Below are 16,796 nucleotides of genomic sequence, written 5' to 3' on the forward strand. Positions count from 1 at the left end.
AAAAGCCCGCAGCACTGCGGGCTTTTTCATTTTCAGTCTCCGGTGGGACGGCGTACCACTCACAATCTCTCCAGCCCCTTCCCCCGCAACCCCACCAGCAACGCCTGCCCATCCGCCCCCACGCGGAATTCCCCATACTCCGCCCGCGCAAAGCGCTCGCCCTGCCCCTCCTGGAAGAAATACGCGTCCGTCGACACCTGCACCTGCGTAGCGCCCCAGCGCGACCGGGCGATCTGGTAGCGAAGCAGCTGTTCCCCTGCCGCAAGCGCCTCGCCGTGATACACCCGCACGAAGCCGGCTACGCCCTGTGCATCGCGGCGGATCACCGCCACGCCGTCGCGTGGCGGTTGCTTGCCTTGCATCTGCACCGCGCGTATCTGGTTGCCGATATCAAAGTTCAGCGCCATGTAGTCGCCTTGCATCAGCGAGCGCGGGTCGACCGGGGCGAGCTTGAGGTAGACGGTGTCGCCACGCGCCAGCAGGCGTTCCTTGCCAGCGATGCCAACGGCGGCCAATGCCAGCGTCAGGGCCCAGGCAATTAATATCCATCGTTTCATGCGAACTCCCTGCCGGTGCGGCTGCGCATCAGCCAATAGCGGCCGGCCAGCAGCAGCACCCCAGCGGCGGCGAGCGTTGCGGATTTGGCCAGCAGCGTCCAGTGCAGCGACGTGTAGTACCAGACAAAGCCGATGGCGATGGTGGCGACACCCAGGCCGAGCCACGGCATCGACGCCCGGCGCAGCGCCAGGCCGAGCGCCAGCACGCCGGCCACGACCGCCGGCGCAGCCGCCATCAGCGCGCCGAAGGCCACCACGCCGACTAGCACGCCGCCCTGCATCGCGAGGGGGACCGCCAGCCGGCGGCATTCCGCCAGCGCAAATCCGGCCAGCACCAGCGTGGCCAGTCCGCCCGCGATCCAATGCGCCGCAGAAAGCCGCCCGGCTTCGGGGGCGGCGAGCCAGGCAAGCGGATGGCTCATCCCCGTCACCACCAAGGCGACGGCCAGCGCGAACAACAGCGTGGCATCGGCCAGCGGCTCCAGCAGGGTGTGCCGGCCCGCCGCGCACAGGCGCGCTTCGGCCAGCGTGAAACCGGTCGCCAGCGCACAGGCCACCGGCACCAGCCAGCCGAGCGACCACGTCAGCATCAGCCATTCATGCCGCGCGCCGCCGGACAGCACGATATGCACGGCGCCTGCGAGCCCGATCCATACGCCCAGCCCGGACAGCAGCCGATGCAGCCGGTTGGGCACCATCAAGGCCAGCAAAGCCTCGAACAGCGCCAGGCCCGCCCAGAAGCCGGCGGAATCCGCCACGCGCGTGAAGCTGAGCGCCTCGGCCACGCCGTAGACGGCCAGGCCCTGCCCACTCAGACTCACCGCCAGCGCAAACTGCCCGGCTGCAATGCCCCCGCGGCGCCAGTACAGTAGCGCGGCCAGCGCGATCATGGCGAGGCCCGTCACCACCATCGCAGCCGCGTTCTCGCGCGCGGCGACGAAGACCGTGCCGACCAGGAAGAGCTGGAAGAACAAGGCGCCGAGCCAGCCGGCCGCGCCCATCAGGCAGCGCACCGCCCAAGGCGTGTGGGTGTGCTGAGGCTGCTCGCCCTGCACTTCGCCGCGTGCGGCCAGTTCTTGCCAGAGCCGCCTTTCAGTCTGCAAAGCGGTGCTCATGCCTGCTCCAGTTGGGATCGATAGGCCCGCATCAGCCAGGCCGCCGCGCCGGCCGCGAGGCCGATGGTCACCAGCCCGAGCAGCAGGAAGGCGTCGAAGTCTGCCTTGCCTTCGAACAGCACCTTGCCGAGCGCGGCCACCGCCAGCACGATGCCGGTCAGGCAGGCCAGGCTCAGCACTACGATGTCGAAGACACGCTGGCGGTACCACCAGATCAGCGCGGCCAGCACCACCACGGCCAGCACAAACGATGCGCCATCGAAGCGGCTGCCCAGCAGGCTCGATAACCCCAGCCAGCCGGCATGCGTACATGCCAGCGCAGCCAGCATGCGGGCGCCGGTCTGGCCCCGGAAGCCCAGCGCCGGCGCCTTCGCGCACAGCAGATGCCACAACGCCATCTGCAGCAGCACCGCGCCCAGCAGCCACAGCGTGGCCGTGCGCACGAAGCGCGCATCGAACAGAAGCGCAAATATCCCATCCACGCCGAAGCGGATGCTGAAGTAGCGCAGCAGCGCCAGGTTGCCCACCACGATCACGAGCCACCAGTGCGGCGCCGCGCGCGCGGCCAGCGCCCACGGCACCGCCAGCAGCGCCCACAGTGCGAACAACTGCCAGGCATCGGCGCCAGTCTGGTAGGTCTGCCCGATCACGGCCAGCAGCACGCCGGCGACTACCTGCGCGCCGCCCAGCGCGGCCTGGCCCGCCTTGTCGCCGTCCGGGCGCAGCCAGGCGAAGCCGGCCAGCAGGCTGATGGCGGCGGCCAGCAGGGCGAATTTGGAGAACTTGTGGAGGTCCTGCCAGTTGAAGGCAAAGAAAACGATCAGGCCGGCGCACAGCAACGCCGTGCCCAGCGCCATCAAGGCCTGGTCGAGCCAGCGGCGCCAGTCGGCCGCGACCGGTTCGGTGCGCCCCCAGAGTCCGGCCACGCCCGCGGGGCCGAGCCGCCTCAGAGCACGCCAGTCGGCCAGTGCCCGGCGGATGGCGCGCCGTTCGCCGTTTGCCACGGTGGGTGTGACTTGCATGCTCGCCCTTGTGTACTGGGGATGTCGTGGGGACTTTAGCAAAGCGATGCCGGGACCGCACCTGTCCTGTGGGAGGGGGTCGCGGCGCACCAGGGGAGTCGCGCTTTGCCACGCTGCAACGGGCCGGTATGCTGTGTCTTTTCCTTCGCCACCCCGCTCCATGACCCTCGGAATCCTTGCCGCCATCCACGATGAAGTCGATGGCCTGGTGGCCGCCATGCGCCATGACGACAGCCGCGCCACGGTGCACACCATCGGCATGCGCGACTACTACGCCGGCCACCTGTACGGCCAGCCGTGCGTGCTGGTGCTGGCGCGCATGGGCAAGGTAGCGGCGTCGGCGACCACGGTCACGCTGATCCGCGAGTTCGGCGCAACCCAGATCGTCTTTACCGGGCTCGCGGGCGGCATCGCTGCACATACCGATGTGGGCGATATCGTCATCGCCGACCGCACCATCCAGCACGACCTGGACGCGCGACCGTTCTTTGGCCGCCATGAGGTGCCGCTGCTGGACCGCGCCGAGTTCCCGACCGACCCGGCGCTGACCGCCGAACTGCAAGCCGCCGCGGCGGACTTCCTGCGGCTGGACCTGCCGACCGAGGTGCCACACGATGTGCTGGAGCGCTTCGGGGTGGCGTCGCCGGCGTTGCACCGGGGCATGATCGCCAGCGGCGACCAGTTCATCGGCTCGCCGGCCGCGGTCGCGGAACTGCGCGAGCGCCTGCCCGGGCTGCTGGCGGTGGAGATGGAAGGCGCCGCGGTGGCGCAGGTTTGCCACGAATACGGCGTGCCTTATGCCGTGATGCGGACCATCTCGGACCGTGCCGACGACAGCGCGCATGTGGACTTCGCGGCATTCCTGAAGGATGTGGCAAGCCACTATTCCAGCGGCGTGCTGCGGCGCCTGCTGGCCGCAAGGGCGAAAGAGCAGACGTCGGGTGCTGCCTGACCGGGATCAAACAGCATGCAGATTGCGACCCGGCAGTCAGTTCTGTTTTTACCGTCCGCGCGGCCGGACCGCGCCCCAGAACCCAACCAGCAGCGCCGCGCCGGCAATCACCGCCAGCCAGCTGCTGAGCTGCCCGTCGATAAACAGATGCAGCGCCCGGCCGCCGTAGAAAGCGGCCGCCGCACCCGCCGCGCCCAGCACCAGCGCGGCCGGCAGCGTCACCACGCGCCCCGCCGGATGCAGCCGGCGCGCCGCCAGCCCCACCAGCAAACCCACGATCAAGGTGCCCAGCATCCCCATCTCCAGTGTTGTACGAATCACAGCCACAAGGGGCTGCGGCGTAACGATACTGCAATCGGCGGCCGCTGCCTGCCACGCGCTGAGGCGCCATGCCTGCAAATAGCGATGCCGGCGGTATAATGGCATCCGGTCCGGCCACGCTTCGGACCGCACCTGTCCCCAACAAATGCAACTGCTCGCGATCGGCATCAATCACACGACGGCACCTGTCTCGCTGCGCGAGCGGGTGGCGTTTCCGCTCGAGCAGATCAAACCCGCGCTCGGCGCGCTGCGCTCGCACCTGTCGGGGCGCAGCGGCACCGAAGCCGCCATCCTCTCCACCTGCAACCGCACCGAGATCTATTGCGCGACCGACGTCCTGACGCCGGGCACGGATGGATTCGAGCACACCTTGCGCTGGCTGTCGCAGCATCACAACGTGCCCGCCGGTGAACTGGCGCCGCACCTGTACGCGCTGCCGCAGTCGGAGGCCGTGCGCCATGCCTTCCGCGTGGCCAGCGGGCTGGATTCGATGGTGCTGGGCGAAACCCAGATCCTGGGCCAGCTCAAGGACGCCGTGCGCACCGCCGGCGAGGCGGGCTCGCTTGGGACGTACCTGAACCAGCTGTTCCAGCGCACCTTCGCGGTGGCCAAGGAAGTGCGCGGCCAGACCGAGATCGGCGCGCATTCGGTGTCGATGGCCGCAGCCGCGGTGCGGCTGGCGCAGCGTATCTTTGAAAGCGTCTCGACCCAGCGCGTGCTGTTTATCGGCGCGGGCGAGATGATCGAGCTGTGCGCGACGCACTTCGCCGCCCAGCAGCCGCGCCAGATCGTGGTGGCCAACCGCACCGTCGAGCGCGGCGAGAAGCTGGCCGAGCAGCTCTCCGGCCAGGGCCTGACCACGCAGGCGATCCGCCTGACGGACCTGGGCGAGCGCCTGCATGAGTTCGATATCGTGGTGTCCTGCACCGCCAGCTCGCTGCCGATCATCGGCCTGGGCGCGGTGGAGCGCGCGGTCAAGCGCCGCAAGCACCGCCCGATCATGATGGTCGACCTGGCCGTGCCGCGCGACGTCGAGCCCGAAGTCGCACGCCTGGATGACGTCTTCCTGTACACCGTCGACGATCTCGGCGCGATCGTGCGCGAGGGCAATGCCCAGCGCCAGGCCGCAGTCGCGCAGGCCGAGGCCATCATCGAAAGCCGGGTGCAGAACTTCATGCACTGGCTGGAAACCCGCAGCGTGGTGCCCGTCATCCGCGAACTGCAGACCAGTGGCGAGGCCATCCGCCAGGCCGAGCTGGAACGCGCGCGCCGCATGCTGGCGCGTGGCGACGATCCTGAAGCGGTGCTCGAGGCCCTGTCCGGCGCGCTGACCCGCAAGTTCCTGCACGGCCCCACCCACGCGCTGAACCACACCCAGGGCGAGGACCGCGAGGCGCTGCTGCGCCTGGTGCCGGGCCTGTTCCGCCACAGCAGCCACTCCGAGCGCTAGCCGCTCTGCCCTTGCGCCGCGCGCCCTGCCGCGCCGCACGCCGCCGCCCGTCCGCGGGCAGCCCCGGCCCTCCGGCCCACCTCTTTCCCCCGCACCCGATGAAAGCCAGCATGCTTGCCAAGCTCGACCAACTGGCCGAGCGACTCGACGAAGTCAACGCCCTGCTCGCGCGCGAAGACGCCACCGCCAAGATCGACCAGTACCGCAAGCTCAGCCGCGAGCATGCCGAGCTGTCGCCGGTGGCCGAGCAGTATGGCGAGTACCGCCAGGCGCAGGATGACCTGGCCACGGCGCAGGCGCTGCTGGACGATCCGGAGATGAAGGACTTTGCCGCCGACGAGATCGCCAGCGCCCGCGCGCGGCTCGAAGCGCTCGAAGCCAGCCTGCAGCGCCTGCTGCTGCCCAAGGATCCCAACGACGACCGCAACCTCCTGCTGGAAATCCGCGCCGGCACCGGCGGCGAGGAAAGCGCGCTGTTCGCCGCCGATCTGCTGCGGATGTACACGCGCTACGCCGAACGCCATCGCTGGCAGGTGGAGGTGATGAGCGAGTCCGAATCGGACCTGGGCGGCTACAAGGAGGTGATCGTGCGGATCGCCGGTGATGCGGCGTTTTCCAAGCTCAAGTTCGAGTCCGGCGGCCACCGCGTGCAGCGCGTGCCGGCCACCGAGGCGCAGGGCCGCATCCACACCTCGGCCTGCACCGTCGCGGTGATGCCTGAAGCCGATGAAGTCGGCGAGGTCGAAATCAACCCGGCGGACCTGCGCATCGACACCTTCCGTGCCTCGGGCGCGGGCGGCCAGCACGTCAACAAGACCGACTCGGCCGTGCGCCTGACCCACCTGCCGACCGGCATCGTGGTCGAGTGCCAGGACGACCGCAGCCAGCACCGCAACAAAGACAAGGCGATGAAGGTGCTGGCCGCGCGCATTAAGGACATGCAGACGCGCGCCGCACAGGCCAAGGAGGCCAGCACGCGGCGCAATCTGATCGGCTCGGGCGACCGCAGCGACCGCATCCGCACCTACAACTTCCCGCAGGGGCGCGTGACTGACCACCGCATCAACCTGACGTTGTACAAGATCGACATGGTCATGGACGGCGACCTCGACGAACTGCTGTCGGCGCTGTCGGCGGAGCACCAGGCCGACCAGTTGGCGGCGCTCGGAGGGGACGTTTAAGTCACCCGTGTAACTGTTCCGCCATCAACCGCGCGTAAAGTCGCCGATATAGTTGTATTTCTTGTAAATGCTTGAAACAGCACTAGCAGCGTAAAAGGCCCTGTCTATAATCGATTTCGACCGGCAAACGGAGAAGGTGCCGGGTGAATCTCTCCCGAAAACATACCCAAGGACGAAATCATGAAAAAGCTGCTCGCACTGTTGATGATCACCGCGGCGATGGCCGCTTGCAGCAAGAAGGAAGAAGCCCCGGCCGCCTCCAGCGCCGACAGCGCCATGCAAAGCGCGGCTGAATCCGCCAAGGCCGCCGCCAGCGACGCCGCCGCTGCAGCCAGCAGTGCCGCAGACGCCGCCAAGGCCGCTGCCAACGACGCCGCCTCCAGCGCTTCGGCCGCTGCCGAGAAGGCCAAGGTCGAAGCCGGCAACGCCATGGAGAACGCCAAGCAGGCTGCCAAGGACGCGGTCAACGCCAGCGCCGACAAGGCCAAGGACGCGGTCAATAAGTAATCGTCCCGGCGGGGGCTTCAGGCCGCCGCCGTCAATCTGGCGGTACACTTGGCGCCAAGCCGGAAGTCCCGCCACAAAGCCCCACCAGGCATTGCGCCGGTGGGGTTTTTTATGGCCGGCAACAGAACCGTCCCTGCCTCCAGATGTCCTCCCCCAACTCCGCCGCACTGCCGGCGACGCCGACGCTGCGCGAAGCCCAGACCCTGGCTGCCATGACCGGCCTGCCGGCGCTGGAAGCGCGCATGCTGCTGACGCACGTCACCGGGCTGAACCGCACCCAGCTGATCACGCGCGACACCGACACCCTCACCATCGCCCAGCGCGACGCCTTTGCCACGCTGCTGGCGCGGCGCCTGGCCGGCGAGCCGATGGCCTATCTGATCGGCGAGCGTGAATTCTTCGGCCGCAAGTTCCGCGTCACGCCCGATGTCCTGATCCCGCGGCCCGATACCGAGATCGCGGCGGAAGCGGCGCTGGCCCGGCTGGCCGACGTGCCGCACCCGCAGGTGCTGGACCTGGGCACGGGCTCGGGCATCCTGGCCGTCACGCTGGCGCGCGAGCGCCGCGATGCACAGGTGTGGGCCACCGATATCTCGCCCGGTGCGTTGATGGTGGCGCAGGACAACGCCAGCGCACTCGGCGCGGACCGCATCCACTTCCTGGTCTCGGACTGGTATGGGGCGCTGCCGCCGGGCCTGCGCTTTCACCTGATCATCAGCAACCCGCCCTATATCGCCGCGGGCGACCCGCACCTGGCCGAGGGCGACCTGCGCTTCGAGCCGATCGACGCGCTGACCGACCACGAGGACGGCCTGTCCGACCTGCGCGCCATCGTCGGCGGCGCCGGCGCGCGGCTGCTGCCCGGCGGCTGGCTGCTGATGGAACATGGCTTCGACCAGGCGCAGGCCACCCGCAAGCTGCTGGAAGCCGCCGGCTTCACCGAAGTCTTCACCGCGCGCGACCTGGCGGGGCAGGAACGCTGCACCGGCGGGCGCTGGCCCCGAACACCGGCCTGAGGCCGGCCTGAAGCGCGGCGGCGATTCCGGGTAAAATCTCCGGCAAAACAGATCTCCGCCGTGCGGCTGGCCGCGCGGCATCCCATTCTCCCCAGGCGGCGCCCGCGCAACGGTCCCGCCCAACCGAAAAGCAAACCATGAGCGACGTGCAGCAAAAGATCGACCAGATCGTCAAGGGCAACCCGGTGGTCCTGTTCATGAAGGGCACCGCGCAGTTCCCGATGTGCGGCTTCTCGGGCCGCGCCATCCAGATCCTGAAGGCCTGCGGCGTGGACGCGCCGACCACGGTCAACGTGCTGGACGATGAAGGCATCCGCCAGGGTATCAAGGAATACGCCAACTGGCCCACCATCCCGCAGCTCTACGTGAACGGCGAGTTCATCGGCGGCTCGGACATCATGATGGAGATGTACCAGAACGGCGAGCTGCAAACCCTGCTGAAGGGCTGAGCCCGCCATGCCCGTGACCGGCGCCCCGCCGCAGCGGCTGATCGTCGCCATCACGGGCGCCACCGGCGCCATCTACGGCGTGCGCCTGCTGCAGGTGCTGCGCGCGGCGCCGTCGGTGGAAACGCACCTGCTGATTTCTCCCGCGGGCGTGATGAACCTGCAGCACGAGCTGGATATCAGCCGTGCCGAGGTGGAAGCGCTCGCCGGCGTCGTGCACAACGTGCGCGATATCGGCGCCACCATCGCCAGCGGCTCGTTCCGCGCGCATGCGATGGTGGTGGCCCCCTGCTCGATGCGCACGCTCGCCGCGATCGCGCACGGCCTCTCCGACAACCTGATCACGCGCGCAGCCGACGTCACGCTCAAGGAGCGGCGCAAGCTGGTTTTGATGGTCAGGGAAACGCCGCTGAACCTGGCGCATCTGCGCAATATGACGGCGGTGACGGAAATGGGCGGGATCGTGTTCCCGCCGGTGCCGGGCTTCTACCAGAAGCCGCAAAGCATTGCCGAACTGGTCGATCATACGGTCGGCCGCGTGCTGGACCTGGTCGACCTGCCCGAGATCGGCCAGACGCTCACGCCCAGCTGGGGCGGACTGAATGCCCGTCCCGGTGACGCGGCAGGCGGCAACTGAACGCTGCTGCCGGGCTCCCTGCCGTTGCTTCAATCCACTGCTTCAAATCCTTCTACGCTGCTGCATACTCCGGCTAACCACTGTCATTACCAGCGACGATAGCCGCGGCCATAGTAGCCGTAGCCGCCGTAGTAGTACGGCCGGGGCGCGACGACCACTGGCGCGGGCGCGACATACACGGGCGCCGGGCCTAGCGCAGGGCCGGCGGGGGTGGGATAGACGGCGCAGCCGCCCAGCAGGGTGACTGACGCCGCCGCGGCGGCCAGTCCAATCGTCAGTATTTTCATGGTTTCGTCCTTGGGGTCGAATCGGGCATGTGCCTGCCCTGCTGACGTTATACGGGCTCGCCGCGTAATACGGCGTCAAAGGCATGTAAGGCTTGTTACCGTTCCCTACGGAAACGTCGTGGCGACCCCTGGACCCATTCAGATCTCGAACCTTACCCCCTGTGCCAGCGGCAACGAATCGCCATAGTTGACCGTATTGGTCGCCCTGCGCATATACCCCTTCCACGCATCCGACCCTGACTCGCGCCCGCCGCCGGTTGCCTTCTCGCCGCCGAACGCGCCACCGATCTCCGCCCCGCTGGTGCCGATGTTGACGTTGGCAATGCCGCAGTCGCTGCCCGCGGACGAGATGAAGCGTTCCGCCTCGCGCATCGATTCCGTGAAGATGCAAGACGATAGCCCGTGCGCCGCGGCATTATTCAGCGCGATCGCCTCGTCGAAGGTGGTGTACGGCATCAGGTACAGGATCGGCGCGAAGGTCTCGGTCAGCATGGTGTCGTGCTGTTCGTCGGTCATCACCAGCGCGGGTCGCACGTAGCACGCGTGCGGAAAGCGGTCGGCCAGCAGCCGTTCGCCACCGGTGACGATATTGCCCTGCGCGCGGCACGCGGCCAACGCATTGGCCATGGCCTCTCCGGCGGTATTGTCGATCAGCGGGCCAAGCAGCGTGCCGTCCTCGAGCGGGTCGCCGACGGGCAGGCGATCGAACACGGTGATCAGCCGGCTGGCCATGGTGTCCATCAGGTCGGCGTGGATAAAGCAGCGGCGCAGCGTGGTACACCGCTGGCCTGCCGTGCCCGCCGCCGCGAAGGTGATCGCGCGCACGGCCAGTTCAATGTCGGCGGACGGTGCCACGATGGCCGCGTTGTTGCCGCCCAGCTCCAGGATGCTGCGCTTGAACTGCCCGGCGCAGGCGATGCCGACCTCGCGCCCCATCCGGGTCGAGCCGGTGGCGCTGACCAGCCGCACCGCCGGGTGCGATACCAGGTGATTACCCAGCATCCGCCCGCCCGGCAGCACCACCGAGATGCCGCTGTGCTGCGGCGCCACCGCCGCCAGCACGCGGTCGAGCAGCCCCTGCGCAGCCAGCGCGCACAGCGTGGCCTTCTCCGAGGGCTTCCAGATAACGCCGTTGCCGCACACCAGCGCCAGCGCCGAGTTCCACGCCCATACCGCCACCGGGAAGTTGAAGGCCGAGATCACGCCGCACAGCCCGTAGGGGTGCCAGGTCTCGCGCATCGCGTGCTGCGGGCGCTCGGAAGCGATGGTCAGCCCGTGCAACTGGCGCGACAGCCCGACCGCGAAGTCGCAGATATCGATCATCTCCTGCACCTCGCCCAGCCCTTCCTGCAGGATCTTGCCCGTCTCGAGCGACACCAGCCGGCCCAGCGCCTGCTTGTGTTCGCGCAGCACCTCGCCGAAGCGCCGCACGATCTCGCCGCGCGCCGGCGCGGGCAGCAGCGCCCAGGTGCTCTGCGCCGCGTGGGCGCGCGCGATCAGCGCATCGGCCTGTGCCGGCGTGCAGGCGGGCACATGGCCGATGGCCTCGCCGTCCACCGGCGAGCGCACGGTCACGGTGCCGGCCGGCGTGCCCTCCTGCCAGGGCCGCGGCAGGCCGATCGAATCCCAGCTGGCAGCGAACTGTTGCGCTTTCATACATGCATCTCCTGTAGCGGGTGCTGCGTGTAGTGGCGGCCGAAGCGGTTGGCCAGGAAGGCGTCGAGCGGCATCTGCTCCTGCCGGACGAAGCCGGACTGCGGCAGTGCGCCGGTCGCCACCATGTCCAGCGCGGTGCAGATGCCCGCAGCGGTGGTCAGCTGGATCGCGTTGACATGCCCGCCCTTGCCGTCCACCCCGCCGATGCGCGCCGAGAACGAAGCCTGCGTCAGCGGCCCGCGCCCCCGTTCGCCGCCGGCCGGATAGCCGGTGGCGGTGGCGAACACGATCACCACGTCCTGCTCGGTGACCGGGATGGCGCGGTCGAAGATATCGCGCAGCCATTCGCGGCGTTCGCGCAGGCGCAGGTCGTTGAGCAGCAGCTTCATCAGCGTGCAGTGGCCGGGATAGCGGATGGACTTGTAGTCGACATTGCGTGCGCGCCCGGCCAGCGTTTCGGGCAGCGTGCCGAGGCCGCCTGATGTATTAAAGGCCTCATATTCGATACCGTCCAGCGCGAAACTCTCCAGCCCCTCCAGCGCCGGCAACTCCACGCGGCGGCCGTCGACGATGGCCTCGCAGGGGTTGCAATACTCGTTGATCAGTCCCTCGGTGCTCCAGGTCAGGTTGTACTTGAGCGCGTTGCTGGGGTAGCGCGGCAGCGCGCCGACACGCATCTGCAGGTCGAGCAAGCCGCCGCCGCCGCGCAGGAAGCGCTGCGCCAGGTCGTGCCCGACCACGCCGATAAAGCCGGGCGCCAGCCCGCACTGCGGCATCAGCACCGAGCGCGCGCCCTGCGCCAGCGCGCGGATGGCCTGGGTGGCGGCCACATCCTCGGTCAGGTCGAAGTAATGCACGCCCAGGCGCGCCGCGACCGAGGCCACGCTGATGGCGGCATGGAACGGCAGCGCGTTGAGTACGGCATCGGCGCCGGCCAGCAGCGCGGCGCAGGTGCCCGGCTCGGTGGGGTCGCCGGCGCGCGCCAGCACGCCGCGCGGCAGGCCGTCCAGCCGGCGCGCGTCATGGTCAACCATGCTGACGCGGTAGTCGCCGCTGTCATGCAGCATCGCCGCGATGGTGCGGCCGATCTTGCCCGCGCCCAGCACCGTCACGTGCAGCGGGCGGGTCGCCTTGGGCAGGTCGCGCGGGCCCTGCCGGCCCAGGTTCGAGGGTTGCATGGTGTCTCCGTCCACAAGAAAAGTTGGTCCCGTTGACTGGAGTATGGATAGCCCATGAGACGGAATGAAGGCCCAAGAACGACGAAAAACCGCCATAATCGAACGAAACGACGAGACCTACCGACGTAATGACAGAACTCGACGCCACGGACCGCCACCTGCTGTCACGCTTGCAGGCCAATGCGCGCGAAAGCGCCGCCAACCTCGCCCGGCACCTGGGTATCGCCCGCACCACCGTGGTCGCGCGCATCGCGCGGCTGGAGCGCTCGGGGGTGATCGCCGGCTACGGCGTGCGGCTGGGTCAGAAGATGGAAGACAACGCGATCCTGGCCTACTGCGGCCTGTCGGTGCAGCCCAAGGCCGCGCCTGCGATCCTGCGTGCGCTGCAGCGGCTGCCAGAGATCGAGGAGGTCAATTCCGTCAGCGGGCCGGTCGACTACCTGGTGGCGATCCGCTGCGACACACATGACCGCCTCGATCGGCTGCTGGACGAGATCGGCATGCTCGACGGCGTCAACCACACCACCACCTCGATCGTGCTGGCGCGCAAGCTCGACCGCCGGCGCGCTGCCGGCTGAAGCGGTATGCTGCCTACCCGATCAAGCCATTGCGGAGAACACAACATGAACAATCCGATCCGTGTCGCCGTGGGCGGCGTGACCGGCTGGGCCGGCGGCGAACTGGCGCGCGGCGTGGCGCACGCGGCGGACATGACGCTGGTGGCCGGCCTGTCGCGCGGCGCCGCCGGGCAGCCGCTGGCGCAGCTGACCGGCCATGCCGATACCCCGGGCGTGGCCGCCGCCAGCATCGAGGCACTGGGCGAGACACCCTATGACGTCTACGTCGAATACACCAAGCCGGCGATCGCCAAGCACAACATTTTGCAAGCGCTGGCGCATGGTGCGCACGTGGTGGTGGGCACCTCCGGGCTGACCGACGAGGACTATGCCGAGATCGACGCAGCCGCGCGCAAGGCCGACCGCGGCGTGCTCGCCTGCGGCAATTTCGCCATCACGGTGGTGCTGCTGCAGAAGTTTGCCGAGATGGCGGCGCGCCACCTGGAGCACTGGGAGATCATCGACTACGCCAAGGCCGGCAAGGTCGACGTGCCTTCGGGCACGGTGCGCGAGCTGGCCTACCGGCTCGGCCAGGTCAAGACCGCGGCGCAGGTGGTGCCGGTCGACCAAGTCAACGGTCCGATGGAAACCCGCGGCGCCACCATGTCCGGCACGCAGGTACATGCGGTGCGACTGCCGGGCTACCAGCTTGGCGTGGAGGTGATCTTCGGCGCCGACGGGCAGCGCCTGCACCTGAAGCACGAGGCTGGCGACGGCTCCACGCCCTATGTCGCCGGCGCGCTGCTGGCGATCCGCAAGGTCCATACCGTGCGCGGCGTGGTGCGGGGGCTGGACAAGGTGATGGAAGGTCTCTGAGGCAAACGCATTGACTGGCGGGCGGCGCTGCCGCCCACCGCGGTCTTACCAGCTGCCCGGCTTCTCCGGCTTGGCGGCCGGCTTGGGCGCCGGCTTGGCAGGCTTAGCGGCCGGCGCGGAAGCCGGCGCCGGATTGAGTTTATTGTCGATCTCAGCGTCCTTCTCCGCCATCAGAACGCGCGCCTGCGGCAGCAGCATCTCGATGGTGCCGGTGTTGGGATCTTCCGGCATCGCGTACAGCTCCACGGTCAGCGGCTTCTGCATCCAGCCCGCGTGCAGCGTCTTGACGGTCTTGCCGCCCTTGTCGCGCATGTCGACCTGTTCCTGGCGGAACGGCTTGCCATACAGCGCCGTGACGCTGTCGGCCGCGGCCTGCTGCGAGTTGGCGCCGGCGGTCGGCACGATCAGACCGACCAGCGCGTTGCGGTCGACAAAGGCCACCACATGCGGGCCATCCATGAAGGCGGGGCGCTTGTCGCGCGGCACGCCGACCTGGCGCATCAGGCCGTCGCCCTTCAGTTCGACGCAAAACCCGGTGACATCGCGGCCGTCGGGCGTGCGCTTGTCGGCGCAATCTGGCAAGGCCGGCAGCGGGTTGCCGATTTCCAGCATGCCGAGCATTGGCGCCAGCGCGCTGGTTTCGGACTGGGCCGCAGACTTGGCCGATGACGGAGAAGCAGGCTTGGCGGCAGCCGCGGAAGCAGGTGCGGCGATGGCGCCAGTGGCGGCGCCCAGCAGGCCGGCAAGCGCCAGCCCGGCAACGGGGAATTTCAAATCGGACTCCTGGATGAACCTGGACAAACCTGGATAAAGGGCTCCGGGTTGGAGCAAGCCCTGGCCCGGATGTTCCGGGCGGATCGCGGTCGCGCGGGGCAAAACCGGCACACGGCGGTGACGACAAAGTCACTGCGACCGGTTCGATACGGGGCGACCGTCAGCTTAACCGATCGCCAAGGCGGCTCCGGCACTTGTGGCGGCGCTCAGCCGTGCATGCGCAGGAAGGCCTGGACGAAGGTGGCGATCATCACCAGCACCAGTCCCCACGCCAGCAGGCGCGGCACCCGGCTGGGCGGCAGCTGCCGGCGCGGCGTGCGCCGGACTCCCGGCAGCGGCGCGCGCAGGCGCGAAGGCGTCTGCAGGCCGCGGGTATGCCAGATGGTTTCCGGGCCCGCATCCTGCAGGTGGGTGCTTTCCTTGCTCGGAGGCCGGGTCTTGCCGGCCGGACGTTGCGAAGCCATCTGTGCTCCCCGGAACATTGCCCATGGCATGCCGGCGTCCTGTCATTGGTGTGTGTGCCGCCGGTGCACGCGCGGCCCGCTCAGTTTCACTGTGGGATCGCGCGGCGCCATGGTAGGGCAAAGCCGGGCGGCGCGCCATGGGACCGATGCGCCGACGCGCCGGCGCAACGCTGCCCGCACTGCCCGCGACCACCCCGCTCAGCCCGCCGGCGCCTTGCGTACCAGCATCAGCGCTTCGCGCCGGAACGCACGGCCGGCGCGATGGTAGAACGGGTGCGGCGAGAACTGCCGCGAGATAAACGAAGCAAGCAACGCCGCCGCCAGCAGGAACACCGTCAGGTCCTGCGTGCGCGTCATCTCCATCACGATCACGCTGGCGGTGATCGGCGCCTGCGTGGCCGCGGCCAGGAACGCTGCCATCGACACCAGTGCCAGCACGCGCGGCTCGGCCATGCCGGTGACAAAGTGCGCCACGTTCTCGCCGATGCCGGCGCCGATGGCCACCGCCGGCGTGAAGATGCCGCCCGGGATGCCGGCAAAGTAGGACACCACAGTCGCCACCAGCTTGGCGACGCCGAACCACTGCGTGGCATGCGATTCCCCGTTGATCAGCGCCGAGGCCTGCTCGTAGCCGGTGCCGAAGGTCGCGCCCGCGGTGGCCACGCCGAGCACCGCCACCACCAGCCCGCAGCCGAACGCCACCCACACCGGATGCTGCGTCGGCCAGGCGCGCCAGTGCGCGGGCAGCAGTCCGGGCACGCCGCCGATCAGCGCCTTGGCGAACAGCCCGCCCAGCACGCCGTTGATCAGCGCGCACAGCAACACCGGGCCCCACGCGTCATGCAGCACCAGCATCGGCACCTTGACCACGAAATACGGGTTGTTGCCCAGCAGCGCCAGCGACACGAAGCCGGCGGTCAGCACGCCGGACAGCACCAGCCGGTCCCAGCGCACCGCGGTGCCGCGGCCGAGTTCCTCGATGGCGAACACCACGCCCGCGAGCGGCGTGTTAAAGGCCGCGGCCAGCCCGCCCGCCGCGCCGGCGACGATCAGCGCGTTGGGATGGAAGCCGATGCGAAAGCGCAGCTTCTCCTGGCACCAGCGGCCCCAGGCCAGCATGGCCGCCGCCCCAACTTGCACCGAAGGCCCCTCGCGCCCGACCGAGGCGCCCGCCAGCAGCGCCAGCGCGGTCAGCACCACCTTCCACATCGATTGCCGCAATGACACCAGCACGGTCTGTGCGGCGCCCGCGGGCGGCAACGTGACCGCTGCGATCACTTGCGGGATGCCACTGCCGCGCGCCTGCGGCGCCAGGCGGATCGTCAGCCAGCGCAAGGCGGCCAGCCCGAACGGCAGCATCACGAATGCCAGCCACGGGGTCGCCTGGGTCAGTTGTTGGTTCCAGCGCAGCGCGACTTCGGCGATCCAGGCAAACACCAGCGAAAACAACCCCACGCAGCCGGCGCCGAACATGAACACCGTGTAGCGCAGCGTGGTGCGCGAGATGCGCCCCGCCTGGCGCGACTTGCGCCTGGCCGCCACGCGGGCGCGGCGGCTGAGCTTGTGCAGCAGGCGGGGATCGGGGGGCAGGGGGCTGGCGTCGGAACTGGCGTCGGGGCGCGCCTGCGGATCCGGGCGGTTGGCGGGATCCGGGGAAGCGGGATCGGCGGAATTCGGATCTTTGGGATCGGTGGGCTCGCGCTCGGTCATGACAGAGGGGCGTTACGTAGGCATCCGGTGCGGCGCCTGGCGGAGCCGGGATGACATCGAACTATACGCCCATCATGGCGGCGTCTGGCG

19 protein-coding genes are annotated in these 16,796 nt (G+C 69.0%); 9 read left to right on the forward strand and 10 right to left on the reverse strand.

What is annotated here, in order from left to right; all coding sequences use genetic code 11:
* Positions 1-59: 59 nt before the first annotated feature.
* The 3 genes from ABNX08_RS19165 to ABNX08_RS19175 are packed head-to-tail and all read right to left on the reverse strand — an operon-like array spanning position 60 to position 2,694.
* Entirely contained in the window at positions 60-557 is a 498-nt protein-coding gene (locus ABNX08_RS19165; RefSeq protein WP_022536755.1) for a GDYXXLXY domain-containing protein, read from the reverse strand.
* Positions 554-1,672: a DUF4401 domain-containing protein gene (locus ABNX08_RS19170; protein ID WP_022536756.1), complete on the reverse strand. Its 1,119-nt coding sequence runs from the start codon at positions 1,670-1,672 to the stop codon at positions 554-556. The genes ABNX08_RS19165 and ABNX08_RS19170 overlap by 4 nt, the downstream gene beginning before the upstream one ends.
* Positions 1,669-2,694, reverse strand: a complete 1,026-nt coding sequence (locus tag ABNX08_RS19175; protein ID WP_022536757.1) for a DUF2157 domain-containing protein — start codon at positions 2,692-2,694, stop codon at positions 1,669-1,671. Before ABNX08_RS19175 ends, ABNX08_RS19170 begins: the two co-directional genes overlap by 4 nt.
* A gap of 160 nt (positions 2,695-2,854) precedes the next feature.
* Here ABNX08_RS19175 and ABNX08_RS19180 point away from each other — a divergent pair, with 160 nt between their 5' ends.
* Positions 2,855-3,646, forward strand: coding sequence for a 5'-methylthioadenosine/adenosylhomocysteine nucleosidase (locus ABNX08_RS19180; protein WP_022536758.1), 792 nt, complete (start codon positions 2,855-2,857; stop codon positions 3,644-3,646).
* Positions 3,647-3,694: 48 nt separating this feature from the next.
* On the opposite strand, the gene ABNX08_RS19185 is transcribed toward ABNX08_RS19180, so the two are convergent.
* Positions 3,695-3,940: a hypothetical protein gene (locus ABNX08_RS19185; protein ID WP_051369823.1), complete on the reverse strand. Its 246-nt coding sequence runs from the start codon at positions 3,938-3,940 to the stop codon at positions 3,695-3,697.
* Between the two features lie 172 nt (positions 3,941-4,112).
* Here ABNX08_RS19185 and hemA point away from each other — a divergent pair, with 172 nt between their 5' ends.
* From hemA to ABNX08_RS19215, 6 genes are all read left to right on the forward strand, one after another.
* Entirely contained in the window at positions 4,113-5,417 is a 1,305-nt protein-coding gene (hemA, locus tag ABNX08_RS19190) for a glutamyl-tRNA reductase (RefSeq protein WP_022536759.1), read from the forward strand.
* 98 nt (positions 5,418-5,515) lie between these two features.
* Complete coding sequence (gene prfA, locus ABNX08_RS19195) at positions 5,516-6,598, forward strand: peptide chain release factor 1 (RefSeq protein WP_022536760.1); 1,083 nt, start codon at positions 5,516-5,518, stop codon at positions 6,596-6,598.
* 180 nt (positions 6,599-6,778) lie between these two features.
* Entirely contained in the window at positions 6,779-7,105 is a 327-nt protein-coding gene (locus tag ABNX08_RS19200; protein WP_022536761.1) for a hypothetical protein, read from the forward strand.
* A gap of 143 nt (positions 7,106-7,248) precedes the next feature.
* Positions 7,249-8,121, forward strand: coding sequence for a peptide chain release factor N(5)-glutamine methyltransferase (gene prmC, locus ABNX08_RS19205; RefSeq protein ID WP_022536762.1), 873 nt, complete (start codon positions 7,249-7,251; stop codon positions 8,119-8,121).
* A 137-nt stretch (positions 8,122-8,258) separates the two neighbouring features.
* Positions 8,259-8,570, forward strand: a complete 312-nt coding sequence (grxD, locus tag ABNX08_RS19210; RefSeq protein ID WP_010809878.1) for a Grx4 family monothiol glutaredoxin — start codon at positions 8,259-8,261, stop codon at positions 8,568-8,570.
* 7 nt (positions 8,571-8,577) lie between these two features.
* Positions 8,578-9,204 (forward strand): UbiX family flavin prenyltransferase, encoded by a 627-nt coding sequence (locus ABNX08_RS19215; protein WP_022536763.1) that lies wholly within the window; start codon positions 8,578-8,580, stop codon positions 9,202-9,204.
* Positions 9,205-9,290: 86 nt separating this feature from the next.
* On the opposite strand, the gene ABNX08_RS19220 is transcribed toward ABNX08_RS19215, so the two are convergent.
* The 3 genes from ABNX08_RS19220 to ABNX08_RS19230 form a co-directional block, all read right to left on the reverse strand.
* Entirely contained in the window at positions 9,291-9,485 is a 195-nt protein-coding gene (locus ABNX08_RS19220; protein ID WP_041681622.1) for a hypothetical protein, read from the reverse strand.
* Positions 9,486-9,629: 144 nt separating this feature from the next.
* Positions 9,630-11,147, reverse strand: coding sequence for an aldehyde dehydrogenase family protein (locus tag ABNX08_RS19225; protein ID WP_022536765.1), 1,518 nt, complete (start codon positions 11,145-11,147; stop codon positions 9,630-9,632).
* Positions 11,144-12,325: a saccharopine dehydrogenase C-terminal domain-containing protein gene (locus tag ABNX08_RS19230; RefSeq protein ID WP_349605150.1), complete on the reverse strand. Its 1,182-nt coding sequence runs from the start codon at positions 12,323-12,325 to the stop codon at positions 11,144-11,146. Before ABNX08_RS19230 ends, ABNX08_RS19225 begins: the two co-directional genes overlap by 4 nt.
* 128 nt (positions 12,326-12,453) lie before the next feature.
* Between ABNX08_RS19230 and ABNX08_RS19235 the strand changes: the two genes are divergently transcribed.
* Positions 12,454-12,903 carry an Lrp/AsnC family transcriptional regulator gene (locus tag ABNX08_RS19235; RefSeq protein ID WP_022536767.1) on the forward strand — a complete coding sequence of 150 codons (450 nt, stop codon included), beginning with the start codon at positions 12,454-12,456 and terminating at the stop codon, positions 12,901-12,903.
* A gap of 45 nt (positions 12,904-12,948) precedes the next feature.
* Positions 12,949-13,758 (forward strand): 4-hydroxy-tetrahydrodipicolinate reductase, encoded by an 810-nt coding sequence (gene dapB, locus ABNX08_RS19240; RefSeq protein ID WP_022536768.1) that lies wholly within the window; start codon positions 12,949-12,951, stop codon positions 13,756-13,758.
* A 45-nt stretch (positions 13,759-13,803) separates the two neighbouring features.
* Here the strand turns inward: dapB and ABNX08_RS19245 are convergent, their stop codons facing one another.
* The 3 genes from ABNX08_RS19245 to ABNX08_RS19255 form a co-directional block, all read right to left on the reverse strand.
* Positions 13,804-14,532: a hypothetical protein gene (locus tag ABNX08_RS19245; RefSeq protein ID WP_022536769.1), complete on the reverse strand. Its 729-nt coding sequence runs from the start codon at positions 14,530-14,532 to the stop codon at positions 13,804-13,806.
* Positions 14,533-14,738: 206 nt separating this feature from the next.
* Complete coding sequence (locus ABNX08_RS19250) at positions 14,739-14,996, reverse strand: hypothetical protein (RefSeq protein ID WP_051369825.1); 258 nt, start codon at positions 14,994-14,996, stop codon at positions 14,739-14,741.
* A gap of 198 nt (positions 14,997-15,194) precedes the next feature.
* Positions 15,195-16,706, reverse strand: a complete 1,512-nt coding sequence (locus ABNX08_RS19255) for a chloride channel protein (RefSeq protein WP_022536771.1) — start codon at positions 16,704-16,706, stop codon at positions 15,195-15,197.
* Between the last annotated feature and the right edge of the window lie 90 nt (positions 16,707-16,796).

Origin of the sequence: Cupriavidus sp. DF5525, from assembly GCF_040149425.2 — a bacterium.
Classification (GTDB): domain Bacteria; phylum Pseudomonadota; class Gammaproteobacteria; order Burkholderiales; family Burkholderiaceae; genus Cupriavidus; species Cupriavidus pickettii_A.

Coding starts and splice junctions, on each gene's coding strand:
- ABNX08_RS19200 (WP_022536761.1), top strand. CDS start 6,779: ATGAAAAAGCTGCTCGCACTGTTGATGATCACCGCGGCGATGGCCGCT.
- ABNX08_RS19165 (WP_022536755.1), bottom strand. CDS start 557: ATGAAACGATGGATATTAATTGCCTGGGCCCTGACGCTGGCATTGGCC.
- ABNX08_RS19250 (WP_051369825.1), bottom strand. CDS start 14,996: ATGGCTTCGCAACGTCCGGCCGGCAAGACCCGGCCTCCGAGCAAGGAA.
- ABNX08_RS19235 (WP_022536767.1), top strand. CDS start 12,454: ATGACAGAACTCGACGCCACGGACCGCCACCTGCTGTCACGCTTGCAG.
- ABNX08_RS19225 (WP_022536765.1), bottom strand. CDS start 11,147: ATGAAAGCGCAACAGTTCGCTGCCAGCTGGGATTCGATCGGCCTGCCG.
- ABNX08_RS19175 (WP_022536757.1), bottom strand. CDS start 2,694: ATGCAAGTCACACCCACCGTGGCAAACGGCGAACGGCGCGCCATCCGC.
- grxD (WP_010809878.1), top strand. CDS start 8,259: ATGAGCGACGTGCAGCAAAAGATCGACCAGATCGTCAAGGGCAACCCG.
- ABNX08_RS19185 (WP_051369823.1), bottom strand. CDS start 3,940: ATGCTGGGCACCTTGATCGTGGGTTTGCTGGTGGGGCTGGCGGCGCGC.
- ABNX08_RS19230 (WP_349605150.1), bottom strand. CDS start 12,325: ATGCAACCCTCGAACCTGGGCCGGCAGGGCCCGCGCGACCTGCCCAAG.
- prmC (WP_022536762.1), top strand. CDS start 7,249: ATGTCCTCCCCCAACTCCGCCGCACTGCCGGCGACGCCGACGCTGCGC.
- ABNX08_RS19170 (WP_022536756.1), bottom strand. CDS start 1,672: ATGAGCACCGCTTTGCAGACTGAAAGGCGGCTCTGGCAAGAACTGGCC.
- hemA (WP_022536759.1), top strand. CDS start 4,113: ATGCAACTGCTCGCGATCGGCATCAATCACACGACGGCACCTGTCTCG.
- dapB (WP_022536768.1), top strand. CDS start 12,949: ATGAACAATCCGATCCGTGTCGCCGTGGGCGGCGTGACCGGCTGGGCC.
- ABNX08_RS19215 (WP_022536763.1), top strand. CDS start 8,578: ATGCCCGTGACCGGCGCCCCGCCGCAGCGGCTGATCGTCGCCATCACG.
- ABNX08_RS19180 (WP_022536758.1), top strand. CDS start 2,855: ATGACCCTCGGAATCCTTGCCGCCATCCACGATGAAGTCGATGGCCTG.
- prfA (WP_022536760.1), top strand. CDS start 5,516: ATGAAAGCCAGCATGCTTGCCAAGCTCGACCAACTGGCCGAGCGACTC.
- ABNX08_RS19255 (WP_022536771.1), bottom strand. CDS start 16,706: ATGACCGAGCGCGAGCCCACCGATCCCAAAGATCCGAATTCCGCCGAT.